At 44.2% G+C, this 24,033-nt stretch carries 11 protein-coding genes; 2 read left to right on the forward strand and 9 right to left on the reverse strand.

Annotated elements, in window-relative coordinates; translation table 11 throughout:
- Positions 1-7: 7 nt before the first annotated feature.
- The 3 genes from hepC to ACGHVY_RS03370 all read right to left on the reverse strand — a co-directional run bounded on the left by hepC (position 8) and on the right by ACGHVY_RS03370 (position 8,379).
- A complete protein-coding gene (gene hepC / locus ACGHVY_RS03360; RefSeq protein WP_390597116.1) occupies positions 8-2,143 on the reverse strand; it encodes a heparin-sulfate lyase HepC in 2,136 nt (711 codons plus the stop codon).
- Between the two features lie 593 nt (positions 2,144-2,736).
- Positions 2,737-6,798 carry a two-component regulator propeller domain-containing protein gene (locus ACGHVY_RS03365; RefSeq protein ID WP_390597118.1) on the reverse strand — a complete coding sequence of 1,354 codons (4,062 nt, stop codon included), beginning with the start codon at positions 6,796-6,798 and terminating at the stop codon, positions 2,737-2,739.
- 210 nt (positions 6,799-7,008) lie between these two features.
- On the reverse strand, positions 7,009-8,379 hold the full coding sequence (locus ACGHVY_RS03370) for a TrpB-like pyridoxal phosphate-dependent enzyme (RefSeq protein WP_308744319.1): 1,371 nt from the start codon (positions 8,377-8,379) through the stop codon (positions 7,009-7,011).
- Between the two features lie 131 nt (positions 8,380-8,510).
- On the opposite strand from ACGHVY_RS03370, the gene ACGHVY_RS03375 reads away from it, so the two are divergent.
- Together ACGHVY_RS03375 and ACGHVY_RS03380 are read left to right on the forward strand one after the other, a co-directional pair.
- On the forward strand, positions 8,511-10,340 hold the full coding sequence (locus ACGHVY_RS03375) for a TrkH family potassium uptake protein (protein ID WP_390597120.1): 1,830 nt from the start codon (positions 8,511-8,513) through the stop codon (positions 10,338-10,340).
- 4 nt (positions 10,341-10,344) lie between these two features.
- Positions 10,345-11,031: a potassium channel family protein gene (locus ACGHVY_RS03380; RefSeq protein WP_390597122.1), complete on the forward strand. Its 687-nt coding sequence runs from the start codon at positions 10,345-10,347 to the stop codon at positions 11,029-11,031.
- A 117-nt stretch (positions 11,032-11,148) separates the two neighbouring features.
- Here ACGHVY_RS03380 and galB read toward each other — a convergent pair whose 3' ends face one another.
- The 6 genes from galB to ACGHVY_RS03410 form a co-directional block, all read right to left on the reverse strand.
- On the reverse strand, positions 11,149-13,596 hold the full coding sequence (gene galB / locus ACGHVY_RS03385) for a beta-galactosidase GalB (RefSeq protein WP_390597123.1): 2,448 nt from the start codon (positions 13,594-13,596) through the stop codon (positions 11,149-11,151).
- 65 nt (positions 13,597-13,661) lie between these two features.
- Positions 13,662-14,741 carry an arabinogalactan endo-beta-1,4-galactanase gene (locus ACGHVY_RS03390; protein WP_390597125.1) on the reverse strand — a complete coding sequence of 360 codons (1,080 nt, stop codon included), beginning with the start codon at positions 14,739-14,741 and terminating at the stop codon, positions 13,662-13,664.
- Between the two features lie 11 nt (positions 14,742-14,752).
- The gene (locus ACGHVY_RS03395; protein ID WP_390597127.1) at positions 14,753-16,465 is read right to left on the reverse strand and encodes a DUF5114 domain-containing protein; all 1,713 of its coding nucleotides are present in this window, start codon (positions 16,463-16,465) and stop codon (positions 14,753-14,755) included.
- A 23-nt stretch (positions 16,466-16,488) separates the two neighbouring features.
- Entirely contained in the window at positions 16,489-18,066 is a 1,578-nt protein-coding gene (locus ACGHVY_RS03400) for a RagB/SusD family nutrient uptake outer membrane protein (RefSeq protein ID WP_390597129.1), read from the reverse strand.
- 22 nt (positions 18,067-18,088) lie between these two features.
- Positions 18,089-21,064, reverse strand: a complete 2,976-nt coding sequence (locus ACGHVY_RS03405; protein ID WP_390597131.1) for a SusC/RagA family TonB-linked outer membrane protein — start codon at positions 21,062-21,064, stop codon at positions 18,089-18,091.
- Positions 21,065-21,369: 305 nt separating this feature from the next.
- On the reverse strand, positions 21,370-23,976 hold the full coding sequence (locus tag ACGHVY_RS03410; RefSeq protein WP_390597133.1) for a cellulase family glycosylhydrolase: 2,607 nt from the start codon (positions 23,974-23,976) through the stop codon (positions 21,370-21,372).
- Positions 23,977-24,033: the final 57 nt, after the last annotated feature.

Consider the following 24,033-nt stretch of genomic DNA (forward strand, 5'->3'; position numbering starts at 1 on the left):
TTTTATATTAATTCTTAAGCTGGTAATTTAAATTATATGTATCATTATCAATAGTCACTTCGATGGAGACATTGTCCGAATTTGAAGGATTATCTGTAAATTTAGCATTAATCTTGTGATTGGAAGCTGTTGTTACCGGATATAATATGGTAATATAACGTACGGATGTATTTTTCTTTTTCTCCATGACAAGTGAATAAGCCTTTCTGACAGAGAATTTTCTATCTGTCTGATAAGAGATTCGTCCCTCAAAAGGTTTTAATACAATGTTTTGATTCCCAAAACTGCGAATAAGTAAGTTATTATTGTCTTCAAAAGTAGTATGCGCACCTATCTCTTGAATATCCAAATTGACATTGTTGACTGATGCCTCGTCACAAAGATGGAAATATAATTTGGAATATCCGGTAGCTGTTCCGAAGCCTTCATCCACGAAAGCGAAGAATTCGACAGGCTTTTTCATATAGAAGATGGCGCGTCGGTGTTTGAAGTTACTGTATCCTTGATTTTCCGTTACTATTAGTTGGTAATTATCGTTTTCTTCCGATAATAATAATTTGCCTTGTGCCTTGTTGATATTTTCACTTCCGGTAGCTTCATGCTCTTCTGATTGTCCTAGGACCATTGTGTTGTGTGTCTTGGTTTGGCGGAACCATCTGCGTAGTTCCATTACTTCCGTATCATTTTCTTTCATATATGAACAAACTCCGGAATCAGGAAAGAAGTTACGTCCATTGTGATATAGCTCGAACGTCCCGTTATCGAGTTGGTTGTGGCTTGAGTCTTCTAATTTGGAAGATATATTGTTGCTGTGTACCAACATCGTCGATTGGGGAGTCCAGCCATTGCGTAGTACATAAAATCCTGAATATTCGAATGTTTTGATTTTATTATCGGGTGGAGTTCCTTGTCCATAAGTTTTCATGTAGTTAAGTTCTGAATCATCCGGGTACATTTCAGCGTATTTTACGAAATTCTTATTCAGTACGCTGCGTGTTTTTATCCACGAATCATTGAATGCGGGACTGCAATTCTTACTTCCTTTTGTGAAGTAATTGGGATATGTAAAGTGCATGACGACTTTAGTCGCTTTCAGTAGGGCGTTGTCCAGTTCCGGAGAAAGCAGATTGTCCGGTAGCTTGTTCAATTGGATGAGTCTTTTTAAATCGTATAGACCGTCCACTATACCGATATGATAATGGAGTGAGAGGTCATTCGTCATTCCATCTTTTAAAAACAATTTAGAGGTCTGTTCATTGATGATGTCGCATCCCGTTTTTTGCCATTGTGGGGCATTTTTAAGTTCAGGGAATAGAGTCCCTGCAAATACTAATGCTACTGCCTGGCTCAGTAGAATATTGTTTTCTCCGGCATATTTGTACAAGGACAAATAGTCGGCGTGTTCTGCAAAGTGTATGAGGAAAAAAGAAAGCCATTCGGTAGTGAAGTTGGGAGAGGACTTGAAATACTCGAATGACTCTGTTTGTCCCATGATACGTGTGGATACTTGAAGTTGATACCATTTGAATTTGTCCGGTTTCCCATCCGGCTTGGGGTTCTTGGCAATCCAGTCGGCATACACTTCTTTCCATGAGAGCATGTATTTTTCATCATGCGAGTTTTGGTAGGCTTTCCCTTGAAGGGGGATCCAATTGTGACGATGCAATTGTTTCTGATATTCGTTGTCAGCACCCTTTGGAGCAAATTCCCAATTGATTGTTTTATCGTTGTTTTGCAATGAATAAGGAATCTTTCTAGTTTTATCTTCCAGATAATTGTCATTGACATAAAAACGATATTCGTTTGTCGCATAGTCAGCATAACCCTGTTCCGTTTCATTAAGGGTGGCAGATAGATTCGGATTTAGAATCTCAGTTCTGTTTTGGTAATAGGTAAGCAGTTTTTGCATGGCTGCATCGTTATCACCGGCTTTATACAAAGCCTTCACTTCTTCTAATCCGGAATAATCAAGATTGAGAATATCAAATAAAGATTCTTCGGTATCCTCTTTTGGGGGTGTTGGTTCCTCTTTTGGCGGAATGTCGTTATTTTCTTTTTGTGGAATATCATTATCTGTACATCCTGCGAGTGTAATGATAAGAAACAGCCATATATTAATTCGGAATCTGTTTTTGCAATTCATAGTATAAACTTTAGTTTGGATAGATTTTGATTTTTATATTTGAGATGGTCACTAACTCTATGCAAATATATGGGAGAAAGTAGCTTTGTTGTTAATAGTTTTATCGAATAGTATATCAAATTTGTGTAATGATACTGTTGGATATGTATAAAGGACCGTATTCGTTCTCCAAATTATGCGGAAGTATAATGATTTCATCTAATTGAATTGTATAAATCATACTATCCTTTTAATGTTTTCTTCTAATAGAGTTGACTGGTTACAGTTGAGTACCTCATGAGTTACACTTGTGTATCTACTCGGAAAGACAAGTGTAACTTGGCGATTGCACAACTGTAATTCACTAATGATAAAAAAACAGGGGAAGATTATAGGTAATGTGTTGATAGATAGTGGATTCAGAGAAAAATGCAGTTCTCAGTCTGAAAAAAGCAAAATCATCCTATTGTTTTCTGTAAACTAATCTTAATTTCACCCTATTTTTTGGGGTAAATAGCTGATTATTAGTTCTGCCACATTTTTGTATTTCCCCCTATAATACGTAGAATAAATATAAAAATGTGGCAGTTTATGGATTTATGATTTCTCCGAGATTATCCTTTGGCCTTCTTTATATACTCCGTAGGCAAGCATCCGAAATATTTCTTGAAACTTGTAGCAAAGTAAGACGGCGTATTGAATCCTACCATCGTACTGACTTCCGCTACCGTATAACGTCCGTCTTTCAGTAACTTGGCAGCTTCATTAAAGCGAATCTTGCGAATAAAATCAATAGTAGACTCACCGGTGATAGCCTTCAATTTCAGATGCAGGTTGGAACGGCTCATGTTCATTTCTCTGGCAAACTCGTCCGTAGAGAATTCGATGTTATCCATATTCTTTTCTACAATGGCAACGGCGCGTTTCAGCAAGGCTTCATCCATGGCATTGAACGTAATCTTCTCCGGTTCCACTTCCAAAGACTTGGAATAGCGTTCGATCATACGCCTGCGGGTACGCATCATGTTCTGTATCTTTGTAGTCAGTATGGCAAGAGAGAATGGTTTGGGGATATAATCATCCGCGCCCATTTGCAGGCCTTCCATCTGGTCTTTTATTTCGCTTTTGGCTGACAGGATAATAACCGGGATATGGCAGGTGCGGATATTCTGTTTCACATTCTTACATAATTTGATGCCATCCATTACGGGCATCATCACATCAGTAACAATGATATCGACTTCATTGTCTTTCAGTTTCTCCAGAGCTTCTTCACCGTTTCCGGCTTCCAGCGTATTGAATAGCTCGGAAAGTCCGCTGCTGAGATAATGACGGATTTCATTATTGTCTTCTACAATAAGAATCGTTCCCCGCTTCTTGTCACCTGACTCTATGACTTCATTTTCAATCTTTTCCGTATCAATGAAATACATATCCTTGGAGTTGGTGGAATAGACTTGCTCTTCTTCGTTTTTGGTATCGTTGGAAGCTAGCTCGGATGGCTTGTAGATATTTATATCCTGCGGCAGATATACAGAGAATGTACTGCCTTTTCCCTCTTCACTATCCAATTCGATGCGCCCATGATGCAACTCTACCAGACGTTGTACCAATGAAAGACCGATACCGCTTCCCACGTGCTCGCTTTCAATCTGATAGAAGCGTTCGAATATCTTCCCCTGTTTGTTGATAGGAATACCGATACCAGTATCACTGACCTGCAATACCAGATAGTTATTTTCCTCTTTCAGGGTAACAGTGATACTTTGTCCGCTTTCCGTATATTTGAAAGCATTTGAAAGCAGGTTGTTGACTATCAGTTCCAGATAATTGGGATCGAACAACACTTCTTTGTCTTCCAACTCGGAATGGAGAGTATAGGTTATCTTTTTATGACGTGCCAACTTATCATAGAACAGGAAATTATCATGTATCAATTGGTGGGCATTCTCTTTCTTTACTTTTAATTCGAATACTCCAAGTTCAGCGCGGCGATAATCCATCAACTGGTTGACAAGGTGTAGCAGGCGATTGGCATTCCGCTGGATATACTCCAGTTGGTTCCGTGTCCAACGGTCGCTTATTTTATTGATGATTTCCTGTAAAGGAGCCAAGATAAGAGTCAATGGGGTACGCAGTTCATGAGAAATATTGATGAAGAAACGCATCTTCATCTGGTTGATTTCTTCCTGGTGTTCTTTGTCCCTGCGTTCTATTTCCAGTTCCGCTTCCATGCTTTTACGCATCCAGAAGAAACGGAATACGAAAGTGATGAAGCCGATGAAAGTGGCGAGGAAGAGAAGTATTGCCCACCACGTCTTATACCATACAGGGAGAACGATAATTTCGAGTACGGTGGGAGTCATATTCCATTTTCCGTCACTATTGGCAGCCTTTACCAGAAAATGATAAGTACCTTGCGGCAGGTTGGAGTAGGAGACAGAGCGTTTGTCTGTCAGATAATACCATTCTTTGTCATAACCTTCCAGCTTGTAGGCAAATGTATTATGCTGTCCTGAAATATAGTTGGATACGACAAACTCGATAGTAAAGGCGGTTTGCCAGGACTTCAATGTGATACTTTCCGTTTCATTGATATTCTTGGTCAGGATACCTGTTTCATCATCCGGACGAACCGTTTTATTGAACAGTTGCAGTTTGGTTATGACTACCGGCGGAGTGTAAGGGTTGTCCAGCAGTAATTCCGGACGGAAAGTTGTGATACCGTTGATACCGCCGAAATACATTTGCCCGTTGGAAGTGCGGCAGTACGAGGAAGTATTAAACTGGTTACTTTGCAAACCGTCTGATTCGGTAAAGTTGCGGAACTTTTCAGTCTCCGGGTTAAAGCAGGAAATTCCCCGGTTCGTACTTAACCAAAGGCGTCCGAAAGTATCTTCCAGAATACCGTAGACTACATTATTGGGCAAACCGTCGGCTGTGGTATACCGTTTAATTGACTTTTCTTTTTCATTGAAGCAATAGAAACCTTCGCGCGTGCCTATCCAAATGATACCATTATTGGCCTCATAAATACAGTTGGTAAACATTTTCGTAACGGAAGATGTCGGGAGAATAGGCGCCTTCTGTATATCCGACCCTTGTTGCTGAAAGACCGATACCCCCTCTTCGCCGCCAATCCAAAGACGCTTGCGCGAATCTCTGAACAGGATTGTTATCCGTTGGGAAGTGAATGGAGTACCATCTTTTTCCTTGTTTATCGTAGTAAAACTTCGTTTCTCCGGGTTGAAGCTGACCAGTGCACTTAGTGTCCCCAATAAAAGATTACCCTCTCCGTCGGGAAGAATGGCATATACATTTTCATTCACCAGTTGGCTGTTGCGCTGATTGAAACTTTCCATCTGCCCACCGTTACGATGGAGTACGGTCAATCCTCCCGCATGCGTACCTATATATACCAGTGATTTCTGCTCGTCTACATATACCGCTTTGATATTATTGGAACCGATTCCTTTTTCCCGCTCGTCTTCTTGCAACGCATAATGTGTAAACTGTTGCGTACCGGGCGTGAACAGATTCAGTCCGCCATCGTTCGTGCCTATCCATAAGTTCTTGTTCTTATCCTCTACGATACAACTTACGACATTGTCGCTCAATGAATTCTTATAAGGAATGCGTCGGATATTCTTAAAACGGTTTCGGATAGGATGGTAATAGTTCAATCCTCCGAAATACGTACCGAGCCACATCCCCCCTTGTGAGTCCATGTAGATGCTGCGTACGGAACGTTGCGACAGGCTGCCGTTTTCCACCGGGCTGCTGCTGTATGAAATGAACGAGTCGCTTGCCTCATGATAAATGTTTAAGTCATTAAATGTCCCTATCCATAAGCGGTTTTGCGAATCCAGTGCCAGTGAACGTATGTAATTGGAGCTAATGCTCTTGGGATTGGAAGAAGAGTGCTGATAGACCTTTACCTTTTGGGTTTTCGGATTGAGCAGAAGCAGGCCTGCTCCTTCGGTAGCCACCCAGATGCGGGTAGGTGATTGTTGTAAAATAGCTTGAATTTGCTTGCTGTCCTGTATGGGAATAACTTTCTCCAGTTTCTTTTCAGGAATGGAATAGCTATATAGCCCGTTTTCCATTGTGCCGATGTAGATAATATCGCCATATCTGTAGAGAGTGGAAGCTACAATCTTATGCATGGCCGTACTGAAAGAATCATCCACAAATCTGGATTCTTTTATGTCGAACATAATCAGGCCTTCCTGTGTACTTATAAGCAACTGTTCCGGTGATATTTCGGCAATGCCGTTGATTTGCAGGCGTTTCCCTTTCCTTTCATAGAAGAAATTGTTGAACTGGTCTTTTTCTTCGTTATACCATGACAGCCCGTCCCGCGTGCCTATCCAGACCCGTCCCCGGCTATCTGTCTTTACGATTCGTGCGATGTCATTAGCAATGCTGTTAGGGTCATCCTCATTATGCTGGTAAACCGTAAATGCATATCCGTCATATTTGTTCACTCCGTCATAAGTCGCAAACCACATATTACCCCGTCTGTCCTGGTCAATGGCAAATACGGTACTTTGCGACAATCCTTCATTGATAGAAATATAGGAAAAATTGATTTGTTCCGGAATTTCGGAAAAGGCTGAATTCGTTCCTATGCATAAAAAGAACAGGCAGATTACTATATTTTTTAGATAGCTCATTATTAGGTCATAAGATTAATAATGGCATCAAAGATAGTAAATTCTTTTATATGCTGTGTAAAATGACAGGGAATCTGTTCTATTTTTCCAGGGTTATGTTAAATATCTTGTAGGTGTGTAATTAGTGGAGATGCTTACTGAAAAACGAATAAGCCCGGTACATTGGCTGCCCGGGCTTGGTTTATATAGCTTGATTGTGAGATAAGTAGATTATTTGGCTAAATCACCTATCGCATCCAGATTCTTCTGAATATCTTCATCTGTCAATGAATAGTTGACCAAATCGCCGGCCAAATATTTATCATAAGAAGCCATATCGATCAACCCATGACCGGACAGGTTGAACAGGATTACTTTTTCTTCTCCTGTCTCCTTGCATTTATTGGCTTCGCGAACGGCAGCCGCGATAGCGTGGCAGGATTCCGGAGCCGGAATGATACCTTCCATCTGTGCAAACAGGCAACCGGTTTCGAACGATTCCAACTGTTGGATATCCATCGCTTCCATCAGACCGTCTTTGAGTAACTGGGAAACGATGACACCTGCGCCGTGATAGCGAAGACCGCCGGCATGGATATGAGCCGGAGCGAAATTGTGTCCTAATGTAAACATCGGGAGCAGCGGAGTATATCCTGCCTCGTCGCCGAAGTCATATTGGAATTTACCGCGTGTCAGTTTCGGGCAAGAAGCGGGCTCGGCAGCAACAAAACGGGTTTTCTTTCCTTCCAGGATGTTATGACGCATGAAAGGGAAGGAGATACCGCCGAAGTTGGAACCGCCACCGAAACAGCCGATGACCACATCCGGATATTCACCCGCCATTTCCATCTGCTTCTCAGCTTCCAGACCGATAATTGTCTGGTGAAGAGCTACGTGGCTAAGTACCGAACCTAGCGTGTATTTACAGTTAGGAGTCATTTGTGCCAGCTCGATAGCTTCCGAAATGGCTGTACCCAGTGAACCCTGGTAATTAGGATGCGCGGTTAGGATATCTTTACCTGCACGGGTGGACATGGACGGAGAAGGCGTGACCTGTGCTCCGAAAGTCTGCATGATGCTGCGGCGGTAAGGCTTCTGTTCATAGCTGATTTTTACCTGATAAACGGCTGCTTCCAAACCGAATACTTTAGCTGCGTAAGAAAGAGCGGCTCCCCATTGTCCGGCACCGGTTTCGGTGGTGATATTGGTAACGCCTTCCTGCTTGCAATAATAAGCCTGAGCCAGAGCGGAGTTCAGTTTGTGAGAACCGATAGGGCTTACACTTTCATTCTTGAAATAAATATGTGCCGGAGTACCGAGGGCTTTTTCCAATCCGTAGGCGCGTACCAACGGAGTGCTGCGGTAATACTTGTACATTTCGCGTACTTCTTCCGGTATTTCAATCCATGCGTCAGTCTGATTCAGCTCCTGGCGGCATAGTTCTTCTGCAAAAATAGGATACAAGTCTTCAGCTTTCAGTGGTTGCTTGGTTCCCGGATGCAATGGTGGCATCGGTTTATTTACCATATCGGCTTGAATGTTGTACCAGTAGTGTGGAATTTCTTCTTCCGGTAGGATATACCGTTTTCTTTTGTCACTCATAATATTGTGGTTTTTAATTTTCTGCTGCCAAATGTAGACAAAATTTTTAATATTCGGGTAATTTTGTCAACAAAGAATCGGTTTCGATTGTTATTTTAGTTAAGTTTGCACGACGTTATAAAAAATATGATATGAAGATTTATCATAAATTCTTGTTATACCAAAACAAACTGCTAAAACCTTATATACGTATTATACTGGGCTTAGTAGAAGCATTAACCTACTTGGCGTCTCTTGCGCTGATTGTCGGGGTTATTTACGAACATGGCTTTCCGCTGTCGGTAGATGAAATAGCGAAAATACAAGTCCTTTACAAAGCTGTCTGGGTTATCTTCCTGATTGATGTTACCTTGCACATCTCTCTTGAATACCGAAGTACTAAAAAGCAATATCGAAGGTTGGCATGGATATTGAGCGGATTGCTGTATCTCACTTTGATACCGGTCATATTCCACCGTCCGGAAGAGGAAGGAGCTATTTTGCAACTTTGGGAGTTCCTGCATGGAAAGTTTTATCATTTGGTATTACTGCTGATTTTCTCCTTATTGAATCTGTCCAACGGACTGGTGCGCCTGTTGGGACGCCGCACCAATCCGTCTTTGATACTGGCTGTCAGTTTTCTCGCTATTATTCTAATAGGTACAGGATTGCTGATGTTGCCACGATGTACGGTGAACGGCATCACATGGGTTGATTCGTTGTTCACGGCTACGAGTGCGGTATGTGTCACGGGGTTAGTTCCGGTGGATGTATCGACCACCTTTACTACCGGCGGTCTTGTCGTCATTATTTTACTGATTCAGATAGGTGGACTGGGAGTGATGACCTTGACCAGTTTCTTTGCGATGTTCTTTATGGGAAACACTTCTCTTTACAATCAGTTGGTTGTACGTGATATGGTCAGTTCCAATTCATTAAGCTCGTTGCTGTCCACCTTATTATATATATTGGGATTTACTTTGGTGATTGAAGGCATCGGCATGGTTTCTATCTGGTTCAGTATTCACAGCACACTGGGAATGAGTTTGGAGGGTGAGCTGGCTTTTTCCGCTTTCCATTCTATTTCCGCTTTTTGTAATGCCGGATTCTCCACACTTTCCGGGAATTTAGGAAATCCGATGGTGATGACTAATCATAATTGGTTGTTTATCTCAGTATCCTTGCTGATTATCCTGGGTGGTATCGGTTTCCCTATTCTGGTAAATTTCAAGGATATAGTATTGTATCATTTGCGTCATTTCTGGAAATTTGTACGTACCCGCAAACTGGAAAAGCACAGAATGCTCCATCTTTATAATCTGAATACGAAGATTGTATTGATAATGACTTTCCTGCTGCTGGTTATAGGTACACTGGCAATTGCTGCTTTTGAATGGAATGCTTCTTTTGCCGGAATGCCCGTCGCAGATAAATGGACGCAGGCTTTCTTTAATGCAACTTGTCCCAGAACAGCCGGCTTCAGCAGTGTCGACCTGGCTTCTTTGAGTGTACAGACATTATTGGTTTACCTGGTATTGATGTGGATTGGTGGTGGGGCACAATCTACTGCCGGTGGTGTCAAGGTAAATGCTTTTGCGGTAGTCGTCCTGAATCTTGTAGCTGTGTTACGTGGTTCAGAGCGGGTGGAAGTATTCGGCAGAGAACTCTCTCACGATTCTATCCGGCGTTCCAATGCGACGGTGGTCATGTCATTGGGAGTACTATTCCTCTTTATCTTTATATTGAGCATCCTTGAACCGCAGGCATCATTGATGGCGTTGACTTTTGAATGTGTGTCGGCGCTTAGTACGGTAGGTTCCAGTCTGAACCTGACTCCCCAATTATGTGATGCAAGTAAGTTATTAGTAGCATTATTAATGTTTATCGGGCGTGTGGGCTTGATTACGTTGATGCTTGGAATTGTGAAACAGAAAAAGAATACAAAATACCGTTATCCGAGTGATAACATAATCATAAACTAAAGATATGAAGTATATTATTATCGGCTTAGGAAATTACGGCTATGTGTTGGCCGAAGAATTATCTGCGTTGGGACACGAGATTATTGGCGCGGATATTAGTGAGAGCCGTGTGGATAGCATCAAAGATAAGATTGCCACTGCATTTGTGATTGACGCAACGGATGAACAATCCTTGTCGGTACTTCCGCTGAATAGTGTGGATGTGGTGATTGTCGCGATTGGCGAGAATTTCGGTGCGTCTGTGCGGGTAGTAGCCTTGTTGAAACAGAAGAAGGTAGCCCGTATTTATGCTCGTGCGATTGATGGGGTGCATAAAGCCGTACTGGAAGCTTTTAGCCTGGAGAAGATATTGACGCCGGAGGAGGATGCCGCCCGCAGCCTGGTGCAGTTACTTGATTTCGGGACAAACATGGAAGCTTTTCGCATTGATTCGGAATATTATGTCGTGAAGTTCACCGTACCGCATAAGTTTGTGGGATATTTCGTTAATGAACTGAATTTGTATGAAGAATTTCACTTAAAACTTATCGGACTGAAACGGGCGGATAGAGTAACCAATTGCCTGGGTGTTTCTCTGACAGAACTTCATGTGAAGAACGAACTGCCGGAAAATGAAAAAGTGGAAGAAGGGGATGAATTGGTTTGTTACGGTAAATACCGGGACTTTCAATCTTTCTGGAAGGCTATTTGATGATTATTCATGTTGGCTTATAAAATATGATTAGAAGAGCCGGATAATCTGTTGTAATCTGAAAAGACTACAATGATTATCCGGCTTTCTTATAAAGTCTAATTGGGAACAGCGTAATTATTTTGCCTGAAGACGGACTGTTCCGGCTTTCACACCGCCTGCTTTGGCGGTCAGTACGATTTCTCCGGCTGTTTCATCAGTCTGCACAATAGCCGTCAGCATTCCATAGAAAGCATGCATCTTCGGGAGATGGAATTGTTCCAGATTGGTGGGGTCGCCATTGGCTACTGCCCGGAATTTGCCGGCTCCTTTTACGGAGAAGTTTATCAGCCGGTTGTCGGCAGGACAGAGGTTACCGTCCTTATCTACCACTTTTACGGTGACATAGGCGAGGTCTTTCCCGTCGGCTGTCAGTTCGTTGCGGTTGCTGGTCAGTTCGATATGATGAGGCTTGCCGGCAGTGCGGACTGTTTTTTCTGCTACTGCTTTTCCGTCCTTGTTATAAGCTACTACTTTTACTTCGCCCGGTTCATATACGGCATCCATCCACATCAAGCGGTAACGGTTCTTCAAAGAACTGTTGTTCTTGCTTTGTTTGCCATAGCTTTTTCCGTTGATAAACAGTTCGGCTGTCGGGTAGTTGGTATATACGAATACCGGAGTTATCTCACCTTCGCGCCCCGGCCAAGTCCAATGAGGAAGGATATGCAGTGTCTCTGCATTCCTGTTCCATACGCTACGGTAGAGATAGTAGCGGTCTTTAGGAATACTGGCAAGGTCGATAATGCCAAACATGGAACTATGATTCGGCCATGAATCGGTATCATACGGTGAAGGCTCACCCAGATAATCGAATCCTGTCCATACGAACTGTCCGATAGTCCAGTGGTTATCATCGGCTAATGCGAAATCTTCATCCGGAATATTCGACCAAGGGCATACTTCCACGTCATACGAAGAACATTGGTGGTCTTCATATTTAGCACCTTTCTTATCTTCCACCGGAAATTTGTAGACTCCTCGTGAACTGACGGTAGAAGCTGTCTCGCTACCTAGAATCAAGTTCTGTGGAAGCTGGTCGTAAGATTCTTTATAACGCTGCGTACGATAATTAAGTCCCGGAATGTCAATCATTGCTGCAAAACCGTTGGCAAGCACACAGCTCACTTGATCCATTCCGCAAGTCACAGGGCGGGTCGGGTCTTCACGGTGGCAGATGTCCTGCAGGAACTTAGCCACTTTATAACCGACTGGGCTACACTGAGTGGGAACTTCATTACCGATACTCCACATCACTACACAAGGATTATTACGGTAATTGTGAAGCATATTCACCATATCGCGTTCCGCCCATTCATCGAAATAACGGTGATAACCATTTGTACATTTGGCAATATCCCATTCGTCAAACGGTTCAATCATCATCATAAATCCCATTTCGTCACATAGTTCAACAAGTTCCGGAGCGGGCATATTGTGCGATGTACGGATAGCGTCACAACCCATATCTTTCAGAAGGGTAAGTTGGTGGCGGAGTGCCGCTACATTGATAGCCGCTCCCAACGGACCCAAGTCGTGATGATTACATACTCCCTGGAATTTCCGGTGTTCTCCGTTCAGGTAGAAACCTTTATCAGCGATATACTCAATGCTGCGGATACCGAAGCGGGTAGTATAGGTATCTACCAGCTTGTTGTCTGCATAGATTTTAGAAACCGCTTTGTAGAGAGACGGGCTTTCCGGCGACCAAAGTTCAGGTGCGTTTACAATGAAATTCTGTTCGAACGGCTGTCCGTGGTTGATGCGGCTTGTATTCTCTTTACGGGTAACGAGCTTTCCGTCCGGAGACAGTATTTCCGTCTCTACACGGATTTGTGTTTTTTCACCGGCATTTTCTATCTTCGTTTGCAGGCGTACGGCTGCAAATTCTTTGCTCACATGAGGAGTTGTAATCTGTGTTCCCCATACAGGCACATGAACTTTGTCGGTAACAATCAAGTGTACATTGCGATACAAGCCGGCTCCCGGATACCAGCGCGAAGATTGCGGACGGTTTTCCAGACGTACGGCGAGTGTATTGCTCTTTCCGTCTTTATTCAGGAAAGGAGTCACATTGCAATGGAAAGAATTGTAGCCGAAAGGCCAGAAGCAAGCTTCTTTGCCGTTTACATAGACGCGGGCTTCACTCATAGCGCCGTCAAAGAGTAGGGTCACTTCCTTATCGGCAGGAGTATCAAAACTGGTACGATACCAACCGGAGCCTACATAAGGCAGTCCACCGGTGCGTCCTGTTTTCAAAGATGCTTTTTTCTCGAAATTCTGTGTGACGGCAACATTCTGAAGGTCGTTATTCATGTCGAAAGGGCCAAAGATTGCCCAGTCGTGCGGGATGACGACCGATTCCCATTTTGTGTCATTAAACTCAGGCTGACTAGCTTCTTTGAAGTCTCCTTTACTGAATTTCCAGTTCTTCTCGAGCAGCGTCTCGCTGCGCTGCGCCTGCAGGCTGCAAGCGGCTCCCATCAAAAGTACAGTTACTAACTGTTTTTGGTGTTTCATGTTCATTTTCACTTTTCAGGTATAAATAATTTTGGATTCGGGGTAAAGATATAAAAAAGCTTCCAATAATTTTATCTCTTGAAGGCATTAAATGAATCAGTGGGTCTGCCGCTGTCGTCAAACATTCCTTTGTGGTAGCCTTTCCAGCCACCATAGCACTGGGGTTCCCAAGTGAAAACGCCGAGGCATTGGTCTATTTCTTTAGCTTTGGTCATGAAGTCGGTAAAGAATGCTTCTGCTTTTTCATAATTCCAGTTGACGCCGATTTCACACATCATTACCGGAGTGTTGTATTTGGCTATTAGTGCTTTCATATTGGCGATACAGGCGTTATTCATAGCTTCCCAGTTATCGGGTTCTCCTTCATCGGGCATCATGTCCGGATAGAGTGACATACCGATGATATCCCATTTGCCTCCGTTTTGTTTTAGTCCGTCAAAAATACTGTTATACAGACTGGCCCTTTGTCCCTGGTCAAGGTGTACGATGACTTTGGCATCCGGATAGATTTCCTTTACCGCATCATAACCGGAGGTAATAAACCGGGCGAAGTTTCTACTTCCTTCATCTGTTGTAGTCTGGCCGGTGGGAAACAACATACCTTGATGTGTCTCGTTGCCCACTTGTACCCATTCCACATCAATGCCATTTGTTTTCAGCATATTAAGCACCTCTTTGGTATGGTCGGCAATAGCTGTTTTCAGTTCTTCCACATTCATGTTTTCCCAAGCTGCCGGCTTGTATTGTTTTCCGGGGTCGGCCCAAGTGTCGCTATAGTGGAAATCTATCATCAGACGGAAGCCCAGTCTTTGCGCTCTCCATGCCTTGACTAAGACATCGTTCTTGTTACACCAACCGAATACGTCTTCACTGGGATTTACCCATACACGCAGGCGGATAGCGTTCATGCCGAGACTGCGCAATAGTTCCATGCATTCTCTGTCCTTTCCGTCAGCGTCATAAAACAGATAGCCGGAGTTCTCCATCTCCGTCAACCAACTGACATCAGCGCCTTTGGCAAAGCCGGACATATCGTAATATTCTTCTTGTTGTTCCGGGAATACAGGAGTGTTTTCATCGTCGTTGCAGGCGGTGAAGAAGGCTCCGCACATAAGTGCGGAAGCCAGAAGTATATGTTTGAATCGTTTCATAACTCGTTCATTTAATTTTGTTTATCCATTGTAAATGTCATAGTTCTTATGTCAAGAGTAATCAAGTATGTACCGGCTTCTGCGGGTATATAGCTGCCGTCGCCAGCAGATGGCGCGAGATACAGACCGTCGGTACTTCCTTTAAGAGACCAATCCCAATTTTGATTTAATAAGAAATAGAATCCATTTTCTGTGTTGGAGATATTGCAGGTAGCACTCCACGTTTGTGTACCGGCGTTATATGTCATTACATCACTGGTTAATGACCAGTTGTTGAATCCACCACAGATGTTGATTTGACTGATTTTTGTCGGTGTCCATGTCATGTCGCGAAGGCTGGCTGTAATCATAAAACTTTCAAGGGCTTCTTGGTCAAACCAAAAACTCCAATCAGAACCGGCAACTAAACTTTGAGGAGAGCCGTCCACCGGACCATACCATATACTCCCTTCTGTGTCTGCAATCTTGAAATTCTCCCAACCGGTTTTCATTTGGAAAACACCTTGGAATGTACCTTCTTCTCCTTCTTTACCGGTAGGTGTCAGGGTAGTCAAGAATTGGGGGGATGTTTCTGCACTGTATATGGCTAATGTTGCCGGATAGGTAGGCTCGCTACTTCCTCCTGCGGTTACTGCCGCAGTCCATTGTTGCGGATTACTTAAATCAATCGTTAACGTACATTCGCCTGCTTGCGGAACATTAACCGTGATATCACTGGAGGTTGTTCCGAAAGTAAGCCCGTTGGAATTTCCGTTGAAGGCGAACGGGGTATCTTTAGCTAGTTCATCACTGATTGCGTTGTCGCTTCCGGTAACGGTTGTATGGTCATATTGCTTACCTGTACCACTAATCTGAATGGTGATATCTCCGGCTTCTGTTGCCGTGAATGTTCCTTGCCATTGATTGGTAGAACGGTTGTAAGTCATAGTGATGCCTTCTATTCCGTTGACGGTGAGTGAAGGCAGTAGTAATGCAGTCCATTGTTTGGCCGGAATATCGAAATTTACATAATAACACCCTGCCGGATTCGGGAACCAGATGCCCCATGTGCCTTCGGAAGTAATGATGAAAGGCTTTCCGATATCACTGGAGTTAGCTGTTCTCCAGATTGTTCCGTCAGCTTCCTGGAAAAGGAAGTTCATCCAACTGGTCGCTCCGATAAATCCTGTATAGATTCTGTTGGAGTTGGTGGAGAACAAGTCCAGGTTCGTGTCCTGTGCGTTCTGGTCAAGGATATTTCCGAATCTCATATCCAATTCGTAAGAAGTAACATTAACCTTTTCCACATTACTGTAAACCGGCTCCATATTATTTCCTGTTGTACCTTTCAGACGGAAATAGAAAGGGGTAGCTACGTTAGGGGTTGCTCCTAATGTATTGGCAACGATATTCAGGGTGGCACCCGTATAAGATTTGGAAAGTCCGCTTTCGGTAGACTCCACTATTGTCCCGGAGAAATCCTCATTCAATGATACTTCCAGTGCGGTTTTCAATACATCGGGGGCTTTCAGGACCGGGTCGCTGATTTGCAAGGTGCGTTCTGTCCAGGCAAATGATAAAGCGTAAAGTTTGGCGGTGGCTTCGGTCAGCACTACAGCGTCAGAGGAAGCAATCAGTTCGTTCTCTGTCGGGGTGGACAGAAAATATTTATCTCCGTCGTTCTCGCAGGCTCCAAGAAGCAGAAGTGCGGAGAATATTATTAATAGTTTATTAATTCTTTTCATATTGTAGTTCCGTATTAGCATGATTAATAATTCTCATTGAATAAATTCGGATTTGCGGTGAGTTCAGTGTTGGGTATCGGGTAGATATTGTACTTGCTGTTGACCGGCGCGCCATTCTTTTCCCCACCTTTCCATTGCCATAAATATTTGTTGGTTGTGAACATACCGAAGCGGATTAGGTCTGTACGGCGATGGCCTTCCCAATAAAGTTCGCGGGCACGTTCTTTCAGAATGAAATCTTCCGTCAGGTCTGCATCGGCTTTTTTATGGTTGTCATCACCGTAAGCACGTTCTTGCAATTCGTTTATATATCCCAGGATTGTACCCCTGTCGCTTCCGCTTCCGCCGCGTACTACGGCTTCTGCCATCATCAGATACACATCCGCCAGGCGAAACAAAGGATAGTCCGTATTGACGCCACCATCTGCTGTATTCGAGGCTGTTTCCCCTGCATCAGTCAGGTTAGTCCATTTAGTGACAAAGTAACCATTGCTTTGGTCGTCTATCTTATCCAGGTTCAGCGTTTGCCCGTCGGTGAAGAACATAGCACGTTTATCCTCTTCTCCCGTGAACAGGGAAGGGATTTCTCCACGTACACGGAACATGCCCCAACCGCTTTTCACTCCGTAATCTTCCGGTTTCTGCAAGTCCGAAGTATTACTTACCGCACCGCAGACAATGTAGGTGGAAGAACCCCATGATACGGTATGCGTAGCATCTACCGGCAAGGTAAAGATGATTTCATTGGCAGTGCGTTTATCATTATCTGCATTGAACAGTTTGCTATAATCATCTTCCAGCGAATATCCCTGCTTGATAACTTCTTTGCAGGCACTGATACATTCGGTATATTTCGGTGTATTGATGTAAACTTCCGCATTCAGATACAGTTTGGCCAGCAATGTGTAGGCAGCTCCCTGGGAAGCCCGTCCGTAAGGACAGTTGGCTTTGTCGAGCATATCGCTTGTGATGCTTGTCAGTTCCGATTCAATATAGCTGAAAACCTGTGTAGCTGTATATCGCGGAGGCAGATAGCCGACAGTCGGGTCATTCTCTGTAATAAATGGGATATTACGGAACAAATCCATTGCATGATAGTAGAACAAGGCACGCATGAAACGGGCTTCGGCACGGTAATGACGGATTTCACCCTGTTCCTGTTCCGTGAATTGGGAGAGTTTTTCATCCGTAGCATTACGGAGAAACTCGTTGCACAGTGCGATGTTGTAATAAATACGATAGTACATATCCGATACCCAAGGGTCGTTGGCATCCCAACTCAGATGAGTCAGTCCGGTAACATTATCGCCTGACAGCCAGGTGGAAGCTACCTCGTCCGTTCCACATTCCTGTAGATTGAAGAAGCAACGCATATAATCCTGACCGCTGTTACTGCTCAAATCCTCGTCGCCGCTTTTTTCCTGACCTGTGGTCACCATGGCAGCATATATTTTGCCTAAAACGGCTTTATAATTATCGGCACTTGTGTAAATCGTAGAAGATGTTTCGTCTTCATGCGGATATTGGTCCAAGTCGCCTATACAGGAACCCAGCAGCAATGCGCTGCAAAAATAGAAGGCTGTATATAATATCTTTTTCATGATTCGCTTGTTTTTAAAGGATTTAGAAATTGAAACCTACGTTAAGTGAGAATGTACGTGGACGCGGGTAGAAGGAGTTATCCACTCCGTCGGGCACTTCCGGGTCTACGCCACTGTACTTCGTGATGCAGAATACATTCTGAACCATTGCACTGACATTCAGGCTGCATCCCTTGCAAATTTTCCCGAAGTTGTAGTTCAGTGACAAGTTATCCATTTTCAGGAAAGAAGCATTCTCTACATAGTAATCGGACAAGTATTGGCGGGACTTGAATCCGGTTTCCAGATAACTGGTCGACAGATTGTTCAACTGATAAGAGTTGTAGCTCACTGTTTCCCACGCTCCGGCATTCATTGCCATGGCATTGTAGACGTAGTTACCGATATTGGCACGCAGACTGGTATTTAATGTCCATTTCTTCCAGCGTAGGGAAGTGCTGAAACCGAGGATATAGTCGGGAGCGGGAGAGTGGTAACGGTATAAATCTTCCGTGTTGATTTCCCCGTCTCCGTTGAGGTCTACGTAAGCACCTTCTACGGGCTTTCCGGTCTTTTCGTCATAGAGTTGGTGATACACGTAGAACATATAAGGAGCGTATCCTTCGGTCAACGTCTGTACTTGATAGCTGTCAATGGTTGGGCCGACCGAAGTATTGGTTGCGGCAGCACCGGCTACGAGTGACAAGTTCTTAACTTTCATCTTCTGCCATGTCATATTGAAGCTGACATCCCAGTTCCAGTCTTTTGTCTGAACAGGCGTTGCGTTTATACTGAATTCGATGCCCTGGCTGTCCACATTTCCTACGTTCGTAGTGATATTACGGTCGAAAGTCGTTCCGGCAGCAGCGGGAACCGTGGCAATCAAATCCTTTGTCTGACGGGTGTAGTAGTCGAAGCTACCTGTAATCCGGTCTTTCAGGAAGCCGAAGTCAAATCCGACGTTCCATGAAGTGGTCGTTTCCCATTTCAAGTCGGGCACGTACGAACTGGGACGATAGGTATGAATGTATCCGTTGCCCATGCTGGCTTCCGCTCCATTCTGGCTCTGAGTGTAGATAGGCAGATAATTATAGTTGCCGATACCGTCCTGCTGTCCGGTCACACCGTAGCTTGCACGGATTTTCAGGTTGCTTAATACTTTATTTTCTTTCAGGAAAGATTCTTCCGTCACTCTCCAGCCCAAAGCTACCGAAGGGAAAGTACCCCAACGTACATTCTTGGCAAAGCGTGAAGTGGCGTCCCGGCGGATAGTCGTAGTCAACATATATCGTGAATCGAACGAATAATTCAGACGGCCGTAGTAGGAGAGCAACACGTGGCGTTCGTCCTTCGCCTTGGAAGTCTTTTGTATCTCTCCCAGCGTATTCATTTCGCTATAAAGCGGAGTGGTCGATTTCCAGTACTGATAGTCGTAGCCGGCTGTCACGTCAAAGCTGCTCTTGATAGATTCGACGAGTTTGTTGTAATTGGCGTATAAGGTGAGCAGGCGGTTTTCCTTCTTTTCGGGGCCGTAGCTGTAATCCAGACCGGAGGTATTATAGTTTTGTGCCGCTTCTGCCGGGACATATACGCTGCCCTTGCCTTGTGCGTAGTCATAACCCAGTGTAGCGTGTAGCTTTAGGTCGGGGAAGAAATGAACACGGTAATCCGCATCTACATTTCCGATAAAACGTCTTACGTTACTTTGAGAATCATTCATTTTAACAAGTCCTACGGGATTCATTACAGCACCGTTGACGGGAGCTCCTGTGTTGTCCGTTGCTTCCGTGTATCCGCCGAAGGTATCCAGTCCCGAATAGACGGGAACCGTCGGATTCATGGTGGCCGCCGCCCAGATGGCGTCTGTATTGCCGAATGTGTTGTTATTGATAGAACCTTTGGCGTTGATATTCAACTTCAAGTGGTCTTTGAAGAAAGAAGGAGTCAGCATGATGCTTCCCGTATAGCGTTCCGCATTGTCGGTGCGTAGCAGACCGCTTTGGTTATAATAGCCTACCGACACACGGAACGGCCAGTTCTTGGCAATCTTTCCGGAGATGCTCAGATTGTTGTCCGTGCCGAAAGCGTTCTGATAAATCTCATCGTTCCAGTCCGTGCGGGCTGTTCCCAACAGAGCTTGCTGGGCGGTAGTCCCTTGCGTCCGGATTGTGTTGACGAACTGGTCGTAGCTCAACATATCCGCCAGTTTCGTACGCGTCTGAATGGAATTGGTAGTGCTGAATGTGATTTGCAATTTGTCCGAAGTCCCTTTCTTGGTAGTGATAAGGATTACCCCGTTGGAGGCACGCGAACCGTAGATGGCGGTGGAAGAAGCGTCTTTTAGAATCGTCATGCTTTCAATGTCGTTCGGGTTGATGAGGCTCAGGAAGTTTCCGTCGTTGCCGCTGATACCGCCCTGTTCCAAAGGGACACCGTCCAATACAATCAACGGGTCATTGCTGGCATTCAGTGAGGCACCGCCACGTACGCGAATCGTACTTCCCGCCGTGGGCGAACCGCTGTTGGACATAATCTGCACACCGGAGATTTTGCCGTTAATCAGTTGCTCGGGAGAACTGACCAGTCCCATATTGAAGTCTTTGCTGCTGACGTTTGTCACCGAGCCGGTCAGGTCACTCTTACGTTGCGTACCATATCCGATAACGATTACGTCACTTAATACCTGAGAATCGCTTTTCATCTGTACGTTCAATACAGAACCGCTTGCAGGAAGGGCTACGACTTTTGTTTCGTATCCTACATAAGAGAATTGCAACTCTTTGCTGCCTTGCGGCACGTTCAATGTGTAGTTACCGTCAAAGTCGGTAACCGTACCGGTAGAAGTGCCCATGATGAGGATGCTTACTCCAATCATCGGTTCTTTGTTCTCATCAATCACTTGTCCGGTGATTTTTTTGCCAGCCTGTTGGGCGAGGGCAGGAATCGCGCCTCCTAAAAAGGCTGTACACAATATTAGCAGTACAGTCAGATGGCGTAGATTTAAGATGTTCCTATTCATAATTAATGTGTTATTGATAATAGATTTATTGTATTGATTCTTATTTATTTCTTCTCTTGCTTTTCACTAATATATTTCGTATCTTTAAGAATTTTCCGCCTTTTGGAAGCTGGTGGTCACATTGCATGGTGATAAATGTCATGTTATAGAGTGACATTTGTTTCTTTATAAGGTGACTATTGTCACCTTGCAACGGGATAACTACGCGAGTGCATAAAAGATTATAGTTTACTGCACTCAAAATTCTTATTCTCCGCACTGAAAACTCTTATTTTCTGCATTAAATAAAAAACTCTTAGATATGTTTATTCCAGCCATACATCGCCGAGTTCAATCTCTACGGTTGGCTCGCTGGCTCCCGACATCGACAGTTCCAGTTTCTCTATCTTTTCCGGTCGGAAAGGAATTCCCGTCTCCGGGTGGAAATATTGTTTCAGGAATGTCGGATAAGCTATGGGCAATAATGCCGTGTCCGTCTGGCGCAATTCTTTCAGAGGTATCCGTATAATACCATCTGCAGTCGGAGCAGAGCATAAACTTTTGTAAGTATATCCGTCCGAAGTGACGAAACCTGCGCTGAATCCTTGTGGAAGGGGCTTGTCACAGTTTACGCGGATGCAGAGCGTAGTACAGTTTTTCACTTTATCTTTTCTTTCTTCGATTCCATCTTTCACGAATGTGCGGAGAAAGTGTTGCGGATTCTCTCCTTTCGGCGTGAATCTGAACCGGAGCAGCGGTTTTTCAACCGGAGAAGAATCAATCAAAGTACGTTGCAGGTCGTTCCATTCGGGAAGCGTATATGCTTCTATCCGGCTATCTGTATCTGTTATTTTCAGCAGTTGTATCGCACTGCCTGGGACGACAACACGAGTAGTCCAGTATGAATCGGAAGTGTAGTTCCAGTCTAATGGAGTTCCTTTTGTTCCCGAGGAATTTCCGGTGGCGGAGTTTCCGGCAGGATAAGTACGGGTGCTGTCGCCCCGGCAGACGATGATGTTATACCTGAAACAATCTTCCTTTATTTTTTCGGCAGGAATAGTAGCCTGATATGTATATCCGTTTGTACGTTTCATCTTTATATACGGGTTATGCTCGTTCCAGAAAGAAACCTTATCTGTGTAGATGATGACGGAATCGGGTAAAACACTTCCTGCTACTTGTGCGTTAATAGTCAGCGTTTTGCCTGCTTCAACAGTTGTTGCCGGAGTATGGGCGACTTTATAATTCATAGCGCGGGGAGCGGGAGCAACAAATTCTCCGATTCGAATCGAATTCCATTGGGAATCCCTTTTCCAGTTCTGCTTCGGGCTGCAACCGTTACGTTTCAACAGATAAACACCCGGATGAAGGTCACGGATAACTCCATCCGTTACTGTTTCTTCTTTCCGGCTATTCTCCTTATTTAGAGCGGTAAGAGTAAATACTTTACCCAAATCGGGGATTTGTAAGGCCATATCCCATGCACCGTAAATAATGCTGACCACTTCCTTCTCGGGTGACGGCTTGGCAAACGGGTCATTGACTACTATCGCATCCGGCATTATTTCGAGTCGCCATACTCCTGATTCGAGGCAATCAATGAAATAAGCTCCCGTACCTTCATAACCTACTATCGGCGAACTGCCGCATCCGGCAATTGAAACCAACTTTGATGCATCCTTGGGCTGTGTATTTGTCTGATTGGAGTAATAAAACTTCTCCCCATTATTCAACTCACTTAAATCTTCCGTATAACTGACGCGAAAGCCGTCACCGAATATAGTATCCTGCGGATAACTTCCATACGATTCTCCTCTTTTCAAACTTCGGGCAGCTTCGGCGGCGATTTTCATACTGATAGCTTTATTGGGAGTATAGGCAAGATTCAGAAAATGAGTCTGATACTCCGTATTGGCAGACGCAATGTCTATCGGGTCATAGGCAAACTGCGTAATCCACTGGAAACCGGCTGTGCGGAAAGTACGCGCCATAGCCGGATACATATAAGAATACATAATATCCGCCGGGTCGAATTCATATATCATCCGTGCTTTCTTGTTGAATCCTTTCACTTTATCGGCAAAGGGAATGTCATAGCGGTCTACGTAAGGGAGAAAATTCCCTTGTTGCATGTGTCCGGCCACCAGTCCGATAGGATACCATTGATAGGTAGTTCCTTGAATGGCTGTCTCATAGTAAGCATCTACCACATATCCGTTATGGCTTACATTATAGAATACAGGCTTGCGGTTTCCTGTTTTATTGATTGCTTTCAGCATCCGGTTGATATAGGTTTTTACATCTTCTTTTGTGCCGGAATGGCAGGGTTCGTTATTAATCTCGAAACCTACGATAGAAGGGTCGTCCTTATAAGCCAGTCCCGTATAAGGATTGGTATGTTTCACCAGGTCACGGAGATAAGTTTCCTGTGCGCTGATAGCTTGCGGATTGGAGTGTATATCGCATTTATCATATTTATAAGAGAAACCACCCGTTTGTATGTTTCGTTCCGGGTAACCATTTCCGAAGTTAGTCTGTGCGGTGATGACAATATGGATATTGCGCTCTTTGAGCTTGGCAATCAGATAATCCATGAGGTCAAGATGCTCGTTTTCGAGTAGATTACCCTGTTCGTCGGTCAGTTCCACGTCCCATAGATGAATGCGGTAGGCGTTCAGTCCCAGGCGGGAGAGATGGTATACATCTTTATCTATAGCAGCTTTGCGGTCGAGTCCCAGATAGCCGAGTGCGCGGTAGGCGTGGGCGAAAGGCAAGGTATAATTCGTTCCGAAGAAAGAGGCCTCTTCGCGGGTGTCGCTCCAGCACATCACTCCGTTTCCGTCTATATATATAATAGGTGGATTCGTTTTTCCCTGTATACCGGTGAAGAGGAACAACAAGCAAATAAAGGTAAGGATAAACTGTCTTTTCATGCTATCAAATTTAGCGGGTTATTTATGCCGACAAAGGTATACGAAGTGCTGATTTGA

It is taken from the genome of Bacteroides sp. f07 (assembly GCF_042854785.1).
Classification (GTDB): Bacteria; Bacteroidota; Bacteroidia; order Bacteroidales; family Bacteroidaceae; genus Bacteroides.